Here is a 15022-nt window from a genome sequence, read left to right as displayed (position 1 = left end):
GCCGTCCCCGGTCGCGGTTGGGGGGGGGGGGGGGCCGGGGGGGGGGCCGGGGGCCCCCCCCCGGGCCCCCGCGCGGGCCCCCCCGCCGGTCGTGGTCGCGCGCGGCTCCCCGGCCGCGCCCGGCCACTCCCTCCCGCCCCTGGTTCCCCTCCGGTTCCCCGCCCCGCTCCCCTCCTGGTTCCCCTCCGGCTCCCCGCCCGCCGCCGCGTTCGGCTTCCCCGTCCGAACCCCCTCCCGGCAGCCCCCCGGGCTCTCGGCACCCCTGGTCCGTCCGCTCCTTTCGCTGGCCCCGCCGTTCCGTGCCGACGCTGAGGATGATCCCCTCGGCAGTCGCGGCCAATCCTTGAGCGATGTCACCCGATCGGTGGGCTTCCGCCGTTGACCTGCGGGTATGACGACCGGTTCCGGAAGATCGCGCTCCGCACCGGTCGGCCCCGCCCCCGGGCGCACGAACGGCGGGCGCACGAACGGCGGGCCCGGTCCCCGGATCGGGGGCCGGACCCGCCGCGGCCGCGCGGGGTGCCGCGCGGACACGCCCCCACCGGATCGGCCGGGGGCACGCTCGGAGGGTCAGCGCACGGCCGCCGCCGGGCGCTGGACGGGGCGCGGGGCCGAGGCCTCGCGCCCGCAGGCGTACGCGAGCGGGCTGATCAGCTCCATCGCGTCCGGCAGCCAGCGGTTCAGCGCGGACGGCGGCCGGGCCCACTGCGCCGACGCGTACCCGCCGACCCGGGACGGCGGGGCCACCACCCAGTCGCCCTCGCCGCGCGCCACCAGGTCGAGCCGCTCCGGCGACCAGCCGATCTGCCGGAGCAGGTCCGGCAGCTTGTCGACCACCCCGGGCAGCACCAGGAAGTGCAGCCGCCGCCCGGTGCGCCCCGGCGCGGCCGGCGCCGCGACCACCGGGCCGAGCTGCAGGCCCATCCGCTCCATCCGGGCCAGCGCCAGGCAGCCGGCCACCTCCGGCACGTCCAGCACGTCGAACGTCCGGCCGGTGGGCAGCAGGATCGAGGCCTCCGGGTGCTCCGTCCACCACGTGCGGACCACCCCGGGCCCGGCGCTCGCCCGGTCCCGCCAGTCCGCGCCGACGGGGTGCGCGCCGGGGAGCGCGCAGCGCTCCTCGCCGCAGGAGCACCGGACCGGGCCGTCGCCGTCGAGCAGCCAGGCGCCCGGCGCGACCTCCCAGTGCCGGTCCTCGGCGTAGCGGACGGCTTCGATCAGCAGCGGCGGCAGGTTCTGTTCGGGGGCTCCCGGGGTGTTGTCCACGTGCAGCACAACTACCGTCCGTGAGTGCGGGTTACGGCCCGGGGCCGAACGCTTCGAACGGACCGCTCGATGTCACCCGGGACGGTGATCCTGGTCGGAACCCGTCCTCCGAGCAGGGGCGGTAACGGGCGCAGTGGGGGCGCACAGGGGCATTCACCCGGGCGCGTGGGGAGCGGGTACGTCACCGTGGGTATTCCGCATGGTGTTGCACAGTCGTCGCCCTCCGGTCGGGTCCGGACGGCGTTGGGGAGGCGGAAAAATCCCATGGCCGCGAGACCACTCGTCGCACGAGAGCCGAACGAGCGCCTACAGCAGCTGATCCAGGAGGCGGGCTGCTCCAACGCGGGCCTGGCCCGCCGGGTCAACCTCTGCGGAGCCGAACACGGACTCGACCTCCGTTATGACAAGACCTCGGTCGCCCGCTGGCTGCGCGGGCAACAACCCCGGGGGCAGGCGCCCGCGGTGATCGCCGAGGCGCTCGGCCGCAAGCTCGGCCGCGGCGTGACCGTGGACGAGATCGGCATGGCCGACGGCAAGAGCCTCAGCTCCGCCGTCGGCCTCCAGTTCGCGCCCAGCCTGGGCGCCGCGCTGGAGCAGATCTGCGAGCTGTGGCGCAGCGACGTCGGCAAGCGCGACTTCCTGGCCGGCACCACGGTCGCCGCCTCCGCGCTGGTCGAACCCAGCCGGGACTGGCTGATCACCCCGCCGGACCCGGTGGTCGCCCGCACCGGCGGCACCCGGGTCGGCCTGGCCGACGTCGCCGCGATCCGGGCCACCACCCAGATGCTGGTCGACCTCGACCACCGGTTCGGCAGCGGCCACGTCCGCCCCGTCGTGGTGCACTACCTGAACAGCGTGGTCTCCGGTTTCCTCGGCGGCTCCTACCGCGACGAGACCGGCCGTCAACTCTTCGGCGCCGTCGCCCGGCTGACCGAACTGGCCGGCTACATGGCGGTCGACACCGGCCAGCCCGGGCTCGCCCAGCGGTACTACATCCAGGCGCTGCGCCTGGCCCAGGCCGCCGACGACCGGGGCTACGGCGGCTACGTGCTCGCCGCCTCGATGAGCCACCTCGCCGCGACCCTCGGCAACCCCCGGGAGATCGCCCAGCTCGCCCGCGCCGCCCAGGAGGGCGCCCGCACGGTGGCCACCCCCACCGCGATGGCGATGTTCTACGCCGCCGAGGCCCGCGGCCACGCCCTGCTCGGCGACGCGTACGCCTGCGAGAACGTCGCGGCGAAGGCGCTGGCCGCGATGGAGCGCCGCAACCCGGCCGACGACCCGGACTGGATCGTCCACTTCGACGAGGCCTACCTCGCCGACGAGTTGGCGCACTGCCACCGGGACCTCCAGCAGGGCGAGCGGGCCGAGCACTACGCCCGCACCGCGCTCGAACTGCACCCCGCGCACCGGGTCCGCCGGCGCGCCGTCGACCTCGTGCTGCTCGCCACCGCCCAGCTCCAGCAGCGCGACCTCGAACGCGCCTGCGAGACCGGCACCGAGGCCGTCCGGCTGCTCAGCGGGCTGCGCTCGAACCGGGGCGTCGAGTACCTGGACGACTTCCGCAACCGGCTGGAGCCGTACCGCGGGCACCGCGCGGTGCGCGAGTTCCACGCCCGGATGGACGGGGAGGCCGCGTAGCCGCCGGACGGCGCCGGGCAGGATACGGGAACGTGAAGCAATAGCACGGAACAGCAGCCCACGTAGTCACCTGTGCCGGTGAACCGGTAGCGTGGCCTCGCAGTTGTGGTCCGCCGTCAGCAATCCGGCGGGGCAACCGAGAGGCCCGGGATCCCGGTGCCGTGCACAGGTGAGGAATCGCGTTGAGCCAGCGCCGCTCGTATCCCAACTCCGGCGACTTCAATCTCGACGACCTGTTCCGCCCGGAGCCCGCCGCAGACGGCCAGGGCAGTCCGGCGCAGGCCGCCCAGCCGCCGTACGCGCAGCCCCCGTACGCCCAGCCGCAGCAGCCCGTCCAGCCGCAGGCCCCCGTCCCCCAGCAGCAGTCCGCGCCGCCGCTCGGCCAGAGCGGCAGCCCCGAGTACTGGGGCGCGCCCGCGCAGCAGCCCGCGGCGGCCCCGCAGGCCGACGAGGGCGCCACCCAGTACCTGCCGCCCTACCCGGCCGGCGGCCCGTCGGTGGGCGCCGCGGCCCCCGGGGCGGGCACCCAGCCCGGCTTCCCGGCCCAGCCGCCCGCCTTCGCGCCCCAGCAGCAGCCCCAGCAGCCCCAGCAGCCCGGCTACCCCGCCCCGCAGACCTTCGGCGGCGGCGTCCCGGGCTACGGCGCCGCGCAGCAGGGCTACGAGCCGCAGGGGTACGAGCAGCAGGGCTACGCGCCCGGCGGCTACCAGGCGCAGCCGGAGGGCGGCGGCCGCAAGCCCGACAAGAAGGTGCTGATCGGCGCGGGCGTGGCCGGCGTCGCGGTGATCGCGATCCTGGTCGGCGTGCTGGTCAGCGGCGGTGGCGACGACGAGAAGGACCCGAAGACCGCCAAGGGCGGCGCGGCCACCCAGAGCGCCGCCGCGCCCGGCGCGAACAGCGGGAACGCCGCCGTCGGCCCCGAGGCGAAGGCCCAGGCGCAGGCGATGTCCGACCTGCTGGGCACCGCGAGCGCCAGCCGCACCTCGGTGGTCAACGCGGTCACCGCCGTCGGCAAGTGCCAGAGCCTGCCCGAGTCGCAGGCCGCCCTGACCGCGGCCGCGGCGCAGCGCCAGGACCTGCTCAAGAAGCTCGGCGACCTCAAGGTCGACCAGCTCACCGACGGCACGAAGCTGGTCGCCCAGCTCCAGCAGGCCTGGCAGGCCTCCGCGACCGCCGACACCGAGTACGCCGGGTGGGCCGGCGACCTGGTGGCGGGCTGCGACCCGGCGAAGGCCAAGGACAACGACCACTACCGCAACGGCAACGCCGCGAGCGGCACCGCGACCTCGGCGAAGGAGCAGGCCTCGGGGCTGTGGGGGGCGATCGCCGCCAAGACGGGGCTGCAGGGCAAGAACGCCGGCGAGCTGTAGGAGCGGGGGCGGACGCGCGGCGGGACCGCGACGAGGGCGGTGGGCCGTCCTCCCGTCGCGATCCCGCGGTGGTGCCGGGCCGCTCGCGCGCTCACGCCGGGGGCCTGCCGTTGGTGAGGACCCAGCGGATGTCGGTGAAGCCCTGGCGCTGCTCGACCAGGCGGCCGTTCTGGACCCGCTGGAAGGTGACCGAGGTGTTCACCAGGCGGGGGGAGTTCGCGCTGGGGAGCATGTTGGTGACGCCCCAGCCGAGCGGCGGGGTGGTCCCGGCGGTGTCGATCGGGTCGCCGCTGTCGAGGACGACCTGCAGCGCCTTCGGGGTGATCGGCTTGCTCTTGTCGATCCGGCCGGCGGCCTGGCGGAGCACCTCGTAGGCGACCCAGGTGGTCTGCACGCCGGGGTCGGAGACGTCGATGGTGGCGCCGTTGCCGTAGCTGCGGGCGGTGTTGCGCAGCTCGTCCCAGACCCGGGAGGACTCGGCGGGGAACCAGCCGGTGGCGTAGGCGCCGCGCAGCGGGCCGTTGTCGCCGCCGGTGGAGTCGACCACGGACTGCTGGAAGGAGCCGATCACCGAGGCGAGTTGGGTGTTCTTCGGGTTGGCGCGGCGGTACGGGTCGAGCAGGTTGGCGGTGGGCTCGGCGCCGAGCGCGGAGAGCACGCAGTTGCCGGGCCGGTCGTCGCCGATGGCCCGGCGGGTGTACGCCGAGTAGTCGTTGGACTTCTCGGGGGCCTTGATGTCGGTGACCTTGACGTCGGTCTGCCGGACGGCGCCGCCGAGGTAGTTGACCAGCGCGTCGCCGGCCCGGCTGTCGGGGCGGATCAGCGAGATCTGCTTGCAGCCGGCCTCGACCAGCTGGCGGCCGCTGCCCGCGACCAGGGCGGGCAGACCGCCGTTGACGGGGTAGGAGAGCGGGCTGCTGAACTCGGGGCCGGAGAGGCCGTAGCCGCCGACGAACGGGATGCCGGCCTGCTCCAGGATCGGCATGAAGCTGCTGCCGTACTGGCTGGCGGAGCCGACCACGGCGACGGCGTGGGCGTTGACGGCCTGCTCGGCGCAGGCGGTGGCGCCGTCGGTGCTGTCGTGCTCGTTGCAGGTCAGCACGCGGACCTTGCGGCCGGCCAGGCCGCCCTGGTCGTTGAGCTGGCGGCCGACGGCCTCGGCGAGGGCGGTCATGCCGGGGCGGTCGGCGGCGCCGGTGCCGGACGGGGCCCAGGTCATGACGGTGACGTCCTTGCCGGCGGCGTCGGCGGCGGCGGGTCCGCCGCAGGCGGAGGCGGAGAGCAGGGCGGGCAGGACCGCGGCGGAGGCGGCGAGAGCGGCGGTGGTGCGGCGGCGTCCGCTGACGGCGGGTAGCGGGTGGGGGTTTCCGGTCCGCGTCATGGTGCTCTTTTCCTCCCTGGACATGCTGCTTCGGGGTTCCCGTGCTCCGTTGCGCAGGCTCGGCGGACCAAGGGTGGTCGTCACCGGGCACGTCGAGAGGGACGCCCAGTGAACGGAGAGCCAACGAGGGAGGAACACGGAGCGTTGCCGGTCCGTGACGCGTGTAGAGGCGCGGTCGGGCCGCGGGTGGAGCCGCGCCGGGGTGGGAACGTACGATCGGCTCCCGTGTCCGACAGCATGGATTCTCCGCACCGGTCTGCCCGAAACGCTTCTCGAACGGGCGCCCGCTCCAGCACGATGGGCGTCATGCCTCTGAGTGATCTGCCCTGGTGGCGCTGGCGGGCCCGGATCCGCTCGGCGCTGCACATGCTCGCCGACCCCGGCTTCCAGCAGCGGGCCTGGCTGGACGGCCGGTCGGGGTACGGCGACCCCTCCGACGCGGTGTACCGGCTGGTGGAGGACAGCTGGCTGGACCGCTGGTCGGCGGAGAAGTACGTCGGCTCGGTCTTCCGGGACTCTGCGGAGGCCGTCGCGGTGAACGCGGCGGTGCTGCGGGTGCTGCTGGTCGTGCACCAGGTCGGCGAGGACGCCCCGGCCGCCGCGTACCTGGGCCACCCGGACTGGGCGGAGGCGGTCCGGGCGGCCCGCGAGGCGCACCACCGGCTGGCCGTCGCCGACGGCGACGACCCCGGGCTGCCGCCGCTGCCGCTGGACGAGCTGGCCCGGCTGACCGCGCGCGGCTGACCGGTCGGCGCGGCGCGCGGGGCGTCCCGGGTGCCGCGCGCGGGAGTCTCGGGTGGCGGGCGGCGGCGCTGCGACCGGCCGATCTGTGCGAGGCTGGGCGGTCGCCGTCACCACCCGAGCCCAGAAACGGGGTCCCGCGCACCCATGGAAGAGACCGCCCGCTCGCAGTACGTCCTGACGCTGTCCTGCCCCGACAAGCAGGGCATCGTGCACGCGGTGTCCAGCTACCTGTTCATGACGGGTTGCAACATCGTCGACAGCCAGCAGTTCGGTGACGCCGGCACCGGACTGTTCTTCATGCGCGTGCACTTCTCCGCCGAGGAGCCGGTCACCGCGGAGAAGCTCCGGGCGAGCTTCGCCGCGGTCGGCGCCTCGTTCCGGATGGAGTGGCAGATCCACGCGTCCGCGGAGCGGATGCGGGTGCTGCTGATGGTCTCCAAGTTCGGGCACTGCCTGAACGACCTGCTGTTCCGCACCCGGATCGGGGCGCTGCCGGTGGAGATCGCCGGGGTGGTCTCCAACCACACCGACTTCCGCGAGCTGACCGAGTCGTACGGCATCCCGTTCCACCACCTCCCGGTCACCCGGGACACCAAGGCGGCGGCCGAGCGGCAGCTGCTCGACCTGGTCGCCGAGCAGCGGATCGACCTGGTGGTGCTGGCCCGCTACATGCAGGTGCTCTCGGACGACCTGTGCAAGGCGCTGTCCGGTCGGGTCATCAACATCCACCACTCCTTCCTGCCGAGCTTCAAGGGCGCCAAGCCGTACCACCAGGCGCACGCCCGGGGCGTGAAGCTGATCGGCGCGACGGCCCACTACGTCACCGCCGACCTGGACGAGGGTCCGATCATCGAGCAGGAGGTCGCCCGGGTCACCCACGACGTGACGCCCGACCAGCTGGTGGCGCTCGGCCGGGACGTCGAGTGCCAGGCGCTGGCCCGCGCGGTGAAGTGGCACAGCGAGCGCCGGGTGCTGCTGAACGGTTCGCGCACCGTGGTGTTCGCCTGACCGTCCGGTCGCCCGCTCCCCGTCCGCCGTTCCCATCTCCCCGTCCGCACCCGGGTGTTCGAGCGCCGGTTGGACATTTGTAGGAAGGGTGGTTCGCTCGTGGCGCCCCGGTCCCGGGGTGTCGCGGGCGGTACGGTCTTGGGTACCCGTGAGGCCGGTGCCGCCGACCGGTCGTGCGAACCCCGGCAGGGTGAGCGGGACAGTATGCACCGAGCCGTCCCCCGAACGCTGGAATATGCCCGAAGCTCTTGCTGCGACCCCGTCGCGGAATCATTCTGGGGCGTATTCGTGTCGATGCCATGGGCAGTCGCGGGCCGGTGACCCCCGCTCCGAGGAGCGACCGGCCGGACCGGCGGGACCGAACGGGCCGAATACCTAGTGCGGGTGGTGGAACGGTGCAGGTACTCCAGGTACAGCTGGCGGTCCAGGCGGACCCGGCGGAGGTGTCACGGGCCCGGCGGTGGGTCGGGGACCGGTTGCGGGCGGTCGGGATCGACCGGGACTCCGCGCTGGCCGAGACCCTGGTGCTGGTGGTCTCCGAACTGGTCACCAACGCGGTGGTGCACACCGGCTCCCCGGCGGTGCTCAGACTGCTGCTGCCGGCCGACCCCGCCGTGCCGCCCGCGGTCCGGGTGGAGGTCGCCGACGCCAGCCGCACCGCCCCCGCGCCGCGGCACGCCGGGGCCGACCAGGACGCCACCAACGGCCGCGGCCTGGAGCTGGTCGAGCTGCTCTGCGAGCGCTGGGGCTGGTACCCGGAGAACTCCGGCAAGCGGGTGTGGTGCGAGATCGGCGACCCGGACGGCACGGTCGGCGCGCTCGGCGCCCGGCCGGCGGTCTCGGCGGTCTGAGCCGGGCCCGGCGGTCCGGGCCGGCCCGCCGCCGGTCCGGTCCCGAGGACCGGTCCCGCCGGTCGGTCCGCGCCGGTCGCGCGCTACCTACGCTCCGGATGATCCGGTCTGAATTTCGGACAACCCATTGACGTGACGTATCCGACTGATCACTCTTGGGTGCGGCGCCCGTTGCGAGGGGACGCCGAGGGAGCCCGGGCGGTGCCGACACTCAGGGGGTCGTTGGCCGACTCCGCCCGGAACCTCGGCGAGATCGGGTCGCCCAGGCGTCACGGCTCTCGGGGCCCGGACGCCGACCGGGCGGCGGGCCGCCGTGCCGTGCTCGGGGTGCGCACGGCGGGCCGTCGTCCCGACCGGGCGGGGCGTAGGCCGCATCGTGACCCAAAATCACTGGAAACCGGTAGTGGTCTACACCAAAACTGTGGGACGTGACCGCACCCGAACTGCAAGCCGCCCCCACCCCGCAGGTCAGCACGGCGAAGGCGCCCGCCATCTGGTCGGGCAACTTCCGGCTCTACTTCACCGCCCGCACCGCCGGGCTGCTCAGCGACGCGATGCTCCCGGTGGCCGTCTCGGCCGGCCTGATCACCGCCCATTACAAGACCTCCGAAGTCGGCTTCGCGATGGCCTTCCTGCTCGGCCCGTTCGCCGGCCTGGTGCTGTTCGGCGGCGTCCTCGCCGACCGGTTCACCGCCCGGCGCCTGATGATCTTCGCGGACCTGCTCAACCTCGCCACCCGGGTGCTGCTCGCGGTGCTGTTCTTCCGCGGCCTCGACCAGCTCTGGCAGCTCTACCTGCTGCTCGCGCTGGCCGGCACCGCCGCCGCGATGTTCCAGCCCGGCGCGGCCTCCACCGTCCCGCTGGTCTCCCGCGACGTGCAGGGCGCCAACGGCGTGCTGCGGATCTCGGAGGCGCTGACCGCCCTGGCCGGCCCCTCGCTGGCCGCCGCGCTGATCACCCTCTCCACCGGCTGGGTGATGGTGCTCGCCGCCGTGATGTACGCGGTCAGCGCCGGCTGCCTGTTCGCCCTGCGGCTCGGCCCCGTCCCCGCCCCGCCGCCCGGCGACAGCCTGTGGCGCAACCTGGTGGTCGGCTGGCACGAGTTCTGGTCCCGCAGCTGGATGTGGGGCGTCATCCTGATCTGGATGGTCTTCACCGTGCTGTCCTGGGGCCCGCTCGCCCCCGTGGTGGTCGGCGACATCGCCGAGCGCGACGGCGTGGTGGTCTACGGCGTGATCAACAGCATGCTCGGCGCGGGCACCATCATCGGCGGCGTGCTGGCGATCCGGGTCAAGCCGGTCCGCCCGCTGGCGGCCGGCGCCTGCGCCCTGTTCCTGTTCGCCGTCCAGCAGTTCGCCTTCGCGGCCGGCCTGCCCTGGCCGCTGCTCGGCGCCGCCCAGCTGGTCTCCGGCATCGGCATCAGCTTCTGGGGCGTCATGTGGGCGACCAGCGTGCAGACCCAGGTCCCCGGCGAGGTGCTCAACCGGATCCACGCGTACGAGGTGGCCGGCTCGGTCTGCATGTTCCCGCTCGGCTCGGCGCTGGCCGGCCCGGCCGTCGACCTGTTCGGCACCACCGAGGTCTACCTGATCGGCGGCGTGGTCACCCTGGCCACCGCGAGCGCGCTGCTGCTCAGTCGGCCGATCCGCGAACTGCGCCGGGTCCCCGACGGCGAGGTGGTCGCCGCCGGGCACTGAGCCGCCCGCCCCGGCTGTCAGGAATTCGGGGATCCATGGCAGCCGGGGCCGTCGTGCCGGACCGGCCGGGTCGGGAGACTCGGACGGGTGAAGGAACCGCAGCTCACCGCCGAAGCCCCCGCCCCGCCCGGCAGTCCCCGCGCGCCCCGCGCGCCCCGCGTCCACTACGGCTGGATCGTGGTCGCCGTCTCGCTGGTCGTCCTGATGGGCTCGGCCGGGTTCCGCTCCGCGCCCAGCCTGATGATGGACGCCCTGCACGACGAGTTCGGCTGGTCGCGCGCCACCGTCTCCAGCGCGGTCTCCGTCAACCTCGCGCTGTACGGGCTCACCGCGCCGTTCGCCGCCGCCCTGATGGACCGCTTCGGCGTCCGTCCCGTGGTGGTCTGCGCGCTGCTCGCCATCGCCACCGGCAGCGGGCTGAGCATCCTGATGACCCGGCCCTGGCAGCTGGTCCTCGGCTGGGGCGTCATCGTCGGGCTCGGCAGCGGCTCGATGGCCGGCGCCTTCGCCACCACCGTCTCCGGCCGCTGGTTCCAGGCCCGGCAGGGCCTGGTCACTGGTGTGCTGACCGCCGCCGGGGCGGCCGGCAACCTGGTCTTCATGCCGCTGCTCGCCGCCCTGGTCGAGCGGCACGGCTGGCGCACCGCGGTCGTGGTGGTCTCGCTCTGCGCCACCTCGGTGGCCGTCCCCGTCCTGCTGCTGATGCGCGAACGGCCCGCCGACGTCGGCCAGTTGCCCTACGGCGCGACCGAGGCCCCGGCCCCGCCCGCCGCCGGGGGCCCGGCGGTCGCCCGCTCGCTGCGGGTGCTGCGGACGGCGACCCGGCAGCGGGTGTTCTGGCTGCTCGCCGGGTCCTTCGCGATCTGCGGCGCCACCACGGTCGGCCTGGTCGGCACCCACTTCATCCCCGCCGCCCACGACCACGGCATGCCGGTCACCACCGGCGCCTCGCTGCTCGCCCTGATCGGCGTCTTCGACATCGTCGGGACGGTCGCCAGCGGCTGGTTCACCGACCGCTTCGACCCGGCCGGGCTGCTGATCACCTACTACGCCCTGCGCGGGCTCTCGCTGGCCTGGCTGCCCGCCCTGTTCGGGGAGGGCCTGCGGCCGCCGATCCTGGCCTTCGTGGTCTTCTACGGCCTGGACTGGGTCGCCACCGTCCCGCCCACCGTCGCCCTCTGCCGCCGCCACTTCGGCGCCGACGCCCCGGTCGTCTTCGGCTGGGTCCTCGCCGCCCACCAGCTCGGCGCGGCCGCCGTCGCGGGCCTGGCGGGCCTGGCCCGCGACGGCTTCGGCGACTACGACGCGGCCTGGTACGCGGCGGGCGGGCTGTGCGCGCTCGCGGTGGGGTGCTGCGTGCTGCTGCGCAGGGGGCCGGTCGGCGCCCCCGCCTAGGCTGGGCCGCATGAACCTGCGATTCGTCCTGGACCCCGAGCTGACGCCCGAGCTGCGGGAGGAGGTCACCGCGCTGTGGACGGACGCCTCCAACGCCGGGGGCGCGGTGGGGTTCGTGCCGCCGGTGGAGGTCGCCGAGGTGCGGCCGGTCGCCGAGCGGCAGTTCGCGGCGCTCGGGCCGGACCGGCTGCTGGTCGGGTTCGAGCCGGGCGGACGGGTCGCGGCGGTGCTGTTCTTCGAGGACATGCGGTTCGGGCTGATGGACCACTGGCGGATGCTGAAGCGGGTGATGGTGCACCCGGACTTCCAGGGCCGGGGCTACGGCGCCCGGTTGCTGGCGGAGGCGGAGCGGGTGGCCCGGGCGTGGGGGCTGGCCGGACTGCGGCTGACGCTGCGCGGCGGGCACGGCCTGGAGAAGTTCTACGGCCGCAGCGGCTACACCGAGGTGGGCCGGGTGCCGGGGGCGATCCGGGTCGCCCCCGGGGACGACCGGGACGACGTCACGATGTGGCTCGACCTGCGCGCCTGAGCGGTGTGAGGTCGTGCTTCACTGGGAGGGCCACTACCCCCGCGCGCCCCTCGGCGCGACCCGGCAACGAAGGACGAACCCGGTGAGCAGCAAGAACCACGCCACGCTCCGCTACACCTCCCTGCGGGTGAGCATCTTCCTGGCCTGCCTGCTGGTCGCGCTGCTGCTGGGCCACTTCAAGGTGATCCCGGTGGTCGGCACGATGGGCCTGCTGCTGCTGTTCGCGCTGGCCGCGGTGGCCTCCTCGGCGCTCAGCTACGTGCTGCTGAGCAAGCAGCGCGACGAGATGTCGGCGCAGATCGCGGCGCGGATCGAGACCCGCAAGTCCCGCTCGGTGCTGCGGGACGCGGCCGAGGACGAGGCGGACGACGCGGCCCGGGCGGCCGCGTCCGGGCAGGCCCAGGCCGGCTGACCGGCGTTGGCGGACAGCCCGCCCGGCGAGGGCGCGCGCCGGCGCCCGACCGGCCGTGACGTGGCCCGGCTGGCGGGGGTCTCGCAGGCCACCGTCTCGCTGGTGTTCTCCGGCAGCTCCGGGCACCGGGTCTCGGCGGCCACCCGGGAGCGGATCCACGACGCCGCCCGCGCGCTCGGCTACCGGCCGCAGGCCGCCGGCCGGCAGCTGCGGCTGGGGCGCAGCGGCATGGTGCTGCTGGCGGTGCCCAACCTGCTCGGGCCGTTCTTCGGCCGGGTGCTGACCGGCGTGCACGAGGAGGCGGCCCGGCACGGCCTGGCGGTGGTGGTCTCCAGCGGCTGGGACGCGGCGACGCTGGCCGACGCGGCCGCCGCCGGACGCTTCGACGGCCTGCTGGTCTGCTCGCCGGACGACAGGCAGCTGGGCGCGCTGCCGCCGGACACCCCGGCGGTGTTCCTGGACGCCGACCCGGCCGCCCACCCGGGCCGTCCGACGGTCGAACTGGACCTGGCGGCGGGCATGCGGGCCGCCGTCGACCACCTGGTCGGGCTGGGGCACCGGCGGTTCGGCTACCTGCGCTCGGTGCACTCGGCGCACACCTTCCGGGTCCGGCAGGCGGCGTTCGCGGCCGCCTCGGCGGGCCTGGGCCTGGAGGTCCGGGAGCTGGCGGTCAGCCTGAACGAGGGCAGCCGGGAGGCGGCCCGGGCGGCCCGCGAGCTGCTGGCCGGGCCGTGCCCGCCGCGCGCGGTCGTCTGCGACGACGACGTGGTGGCGTCCGGCCTGTACCGGGCGGCGGGCGAGCTGGGGCTGCGGATCCCGGCGGACCTGTCGGTGGTCGGGATGGACGACGTCCCGGTGGCGGAGCTGCTGAGCCCGCCGCTCACCACCGTCGACCTGCCGGGCGAGCAGCTCGGCCGGGCCGGGCTGGCCCTCCTGACCGCCCTGCTCGACGGCGGGCTCCCGCCGCCGGTGCCCCCGCTGGCGACCGCCCTGGTGGTCCGCGGCTCCACCGCGCCGGCCTGAGCGGCCTACTGCTCGCCGAGGAGCATCCACTTCTCCGGCACCGCCAGCGGTTCGAACCCCACCTTGGCGTACACCTCGTGCGCGTCCCGGGTGGCGAGCAGCAGCCGCCGCAGGCCGAGCGCGGCCAGCTCGTCGCGGACGGCGGCGGTCAGCGCGGTGCCCAGGCCCCGGCCGCGGGCCTCGGGGGCGATGAACACGTCGCACAGCCAGGCGAAGGTGGCGCGGTCGGTGACCACCCGGGCGTAGCCGAGCTGGGTGCCCGAAGCGTCCTCGTACAGGCCGAAGTTGAGGGAGTTGTCGATGGCCAGGTCCTGCTTCCCGCGCGGCCGTCCGAGCGCCCAGTAGGCCCCCTCGGACAGCCAGCGGTGCACGGCGGCCCGGTCGAGGCGGGCGGGGTCGGTGGAGACGGTGTGTCCGGCGGGGAGGGCGAAGTGCGTCATGCGGCGCATCCAAGCAGGCCGGGGGCGGCGCGGGCCAGCCGTTCGCGGGCGGGGACCGCTCAGGCGGCGGTCACCAGGGCGGGGGCCGGGTGCAGGCGGGTGCGGGTGGCGAGCAGGAGGAGGCCGCCGAGGGTGACGCCGCCGACCGAGCAGAGGGCGACGGCGTGCAGCGAGGTGTCGACCAGGGCGCCGGAGACCGCGTAGCCGGCCGCGTTGCCGGTGGCGAACAGGGTGACCAGCCAGGCGAAGGCCTCGGTGACGGTGCCGGTCGGGGCCAGTTCGGCGACCAGCACGAACGCGGCGGCCAGCAGCGGGGCCAGGCCGAGGCCGGAGACGAAGGCGAGGGCGGCCATCGGTCCGGGGCCGGGCAGGAGCAGCAGCGGCAGGTAGCAGGCGGCCATGCCGAGGGCGAGCACCCAGGTGCGGGTCGCGGTGCCGGCCCGCCAGCGGGCCGCGCCGTAGACGAGCGCGCCGAGCAGTCCGGCCAGCGCGGCCAGCGCGAGCAGGGTGCCCGCGCCGCCGGGCAGGCCGCCGGGGTGCTGCTCGGCGTACGCGATGAACAGCACGTTCTGCGCGCCGACGGCCCAGCCGGCGCCGGCCAGGCCGAGCAGCAGCAGGACCAGGCCGGGGGAGCGCAGCGGTCCGAGCAGTCCGGCGGAGGCCGCCCGGGGCGGGGCCTGCCAGGCTCGGGCGGGTGCGGAGCCGGCCACCACCAAGGCGCCGAGCAGGCCGAGCACGGCGGCGGTCCACAGCGCGGCGGTGGGGGAGAGGGCGCCGGCGATCCCGGCGACGGCGAGCGGCCCGGCGACGTACAGCACCTGCTGGGAGGCGGAGTCGAAGGCGTACGCGGTGTCGAGCTGGTCCTCGGCGACGACGTCGGGCCAGAGCGAGCGCAGGCAGGGCTCCAGCGGGGGCATGCACAGTCCGGCGACCGCGGCGCCGAGCGGGGCGGCCAGGGCGTTGCCGGGGGCGAGGGCGAGCAGCGCGTAGCCGGTGCCGGCCAGCGCGGCGGAGGCGAGCAGGACGCGGGGCTGCCCGGTCAGGTCGACGATCCGGCCGAGGACGGGCCCGCCGACGGCGGCGGCGATCGCGTAGGCGGCGGTGGCCAGGCCGATCCGGCTGTACGGGGTGCCGGCCTCGCGCAGCGCGAGCGCGATGACCAGGGCGGTCATCCCGGCCGGGAGCCGGCCGAGCAGGGTGCCGAACAGGAGCCGGGCGACGTGCGGGGCGCGGAGCAGGGCGGTGTAGCCCATGGGCGTCCTTCC

Annotated in this window: 14 protein-coding genes; 10 read left to right on the top strand and 4 right to left on the bottom strand. The window is 75.3% G+C overall.

All coding sequences use genetic code 11. The annotated features are described in order from the left end of the window. Positions 1-570: 570 nt before the first annotated feature. Entirely contained in the window at positions 571-1275 is a 705-nt protein-coding gene (locus tag ACZ3J7_RS25400; RefSeq protein WP_465625024.1) for a bifunctional DNA primase/polymerase, read from the bottom strand. A 255-nt stretch (positions 1276-1530) separates the two neighbouring features. Here ACZ3J7_RS25400 and ACZ3J7_RS25395 point away from each other — a divergent pair, with 255 nt between their 5' ends. Both ACZ3J7_RS25395 and ACZ3J7_RS25390 read left to right on the top strand, forming a co-directional pair. After that, entirely contained in the window at positions 1531-2907 is a 1377-nt protein-coding gene (locus ACZ3J7_RS25395) for a transcriptional regulator (protein ID WP_465625022.1), read from the top strand. 182 nt (positions 2908-3089) lie between these two features. After that, positions 3090-4277 (top strand): hypothetical protein, encoded by a 1188-nt coding sequence (locus ACZ3J7_RS25390; RefSeq protein ID WP_465625020.1) that lies wholly within the window; start codon positions 3090-3092, stop codon positions 4275-4277. Positions 4278-4368: 91 nt separating this feature from the next. Here the strand turns inward: ACZ3J7_RS25390 and ACZ3J7_RS25385 are convergent, their stop codons facing one another. After that, positions 4369-5658 (bottom strand): ABC transporter substrate-binding protein, encoded by a 1290-nt coding sequence (locus ACZ3J7_RS25385; protein WP_465625018.1) that lies wholly within the window; start codon positions 5656-5658, stop codon positions 4369-4371. A gap of 306 nt (positions 5659-5964) precedes the next feature. On the opposite strand from ACZ3J7_RS25385, the gene ACZ3J7_RS25380 reads away from it, so the two are divergent. The 8 genes from ACZ3J7_RS25380 to ACZ3J7_RS25345 all read left to right on the top strand — a co-directional run bounded on the left by ACZ3J7_RS25380 (position 5965) and on the right by ACZ3J7_RS25345 (position 13317). Next, positions 5965-6402, top strand: a complete 438-nt coding sequence (locus tag ACZ3J7_RS25380) for an SCO4402 family protein (RefSeq protein ID WP_465625016.1) — start codon at positions 5965-5967, stop codon at positions 6400-6402. A 144-nt stretch (positions 6403-6546) separates the two neighbouring features. Next, positions 6547-7410 carry a formyltetrahydrofolate deformylase gene (gene purU / locus ACZ3J7_RS25375; RefSeq protein ID WP_465625014.1) on the top strand — a complete coding sequence of 288 codons (864 nt, stop codon included), beginning with the start codon at positions 6547-6549 and terminating at the stop codon, positions 7408-7410. Between the two features lie 395 nt (positions 7411-7805). Further along, a complete protein-coding gene (locus ACZ3J7_RS25370) occupies positions 7806-8261 on the top strand; it encodes an ATP-binding protein (RefSeq protein ID WP_465625012.1) in 456 nt (151 codons plus the stop codon). 428 nt (positions 8262-8689) lie between these two features. After that, on the top strand, positions 8690-9958 hold the full coding sequence (locus ACZ3J7_RS25365) for an MFS transporter (protein ID WP_465625010.1): 1269 nt from the start codon (positions 8690-8692) through the stop codon (positions 9956-9958). An 87-nt stretch (positions 9959-10045) separates the two neighbouring features. Continuing rightward, positions 10046-11353, top strand: a complete 1308-nt coding sequence (locus ACZ3J7_RS25360) for an MFS transporter (RefSeq protein ID WP_465625008.1) — start codon at positions 10046-10048, stop codon at positions 11351-11353. A 10-nt stretch (positions 11354-11363) separates the two neighbouring features. Continuing rightward, a complete protein-coding gene (locus ACZ3J7_RS25355) occupies positions 11364-11882 on the top strand; it encodes a GNAT family N-acetyltransferase (protein ID WP_465625006.1) in 519 nt (172 codons plus the stop codon). An 82-nt stretch (positions 11883-11964) separates the two neighbouring features. Continuing rightward, on the top strand, positions 11965-12294 hold the full coding sequence (locus ACZ3J7_RS25350; RefSeq protein ID WP_465625005.1) for a DUF4229 domain-containing protein: 330 nt from the start codon (positions 11965-11967) through the stop codon (positions 12292-12294). A gap of 6 nt (positions 12295-12300) precedes the next feature. Further along, positions 12301-13317, top strand: coding sequence for a LacI family DNA-binding transcriptional regulator (locus ACZ3J7_RS25345; RefSeq protein ID WP_465625003.1), 1017 nt, complete (start codon positions 12301-12303; stop codon positions 13315-13317). A 5-nt stretch (positions 13318-13322) separates the two neighbouring features. Here the strand turns inward: ACZ3J7_RS25345 and ACZ3J7_RS25340 are convergent, their stop codons facing one another. Continuing rightward, a complete protein-coding gene (locus ACZ3J7_RS25340) occupies positions 13323-13757 on the bottom strand; it encodes a GNAT family N-acetyltransferase (RefSeq protein WP_465625002.1) in 435 nt (144 codons plus the stop codon). A 59-nt stretch (positions 13758-13816) separates the two neighbouring features. Continuing rightward, on the bottom strand, positions 13817-15010 hold the full coding sequence (locus ACZ3J7_RS25335) for an MFS transporter (protein WP_465625000.1): 1194 nt from the start codon (positions 15008-15010) through the stop codon (positions 13817-13819). Positions 15011-15022 lie beyond the last annotated feature (12 nt).

It is taken from the genome of Kitasatospora sp. NPDC015121 (genome assembly GCF_055562955.1).
The sequence above is the reverse complement of the archived record's forward strand: the minus strand, read 5'-3'. Positions and strand labels throughout refer to the sequence as shown.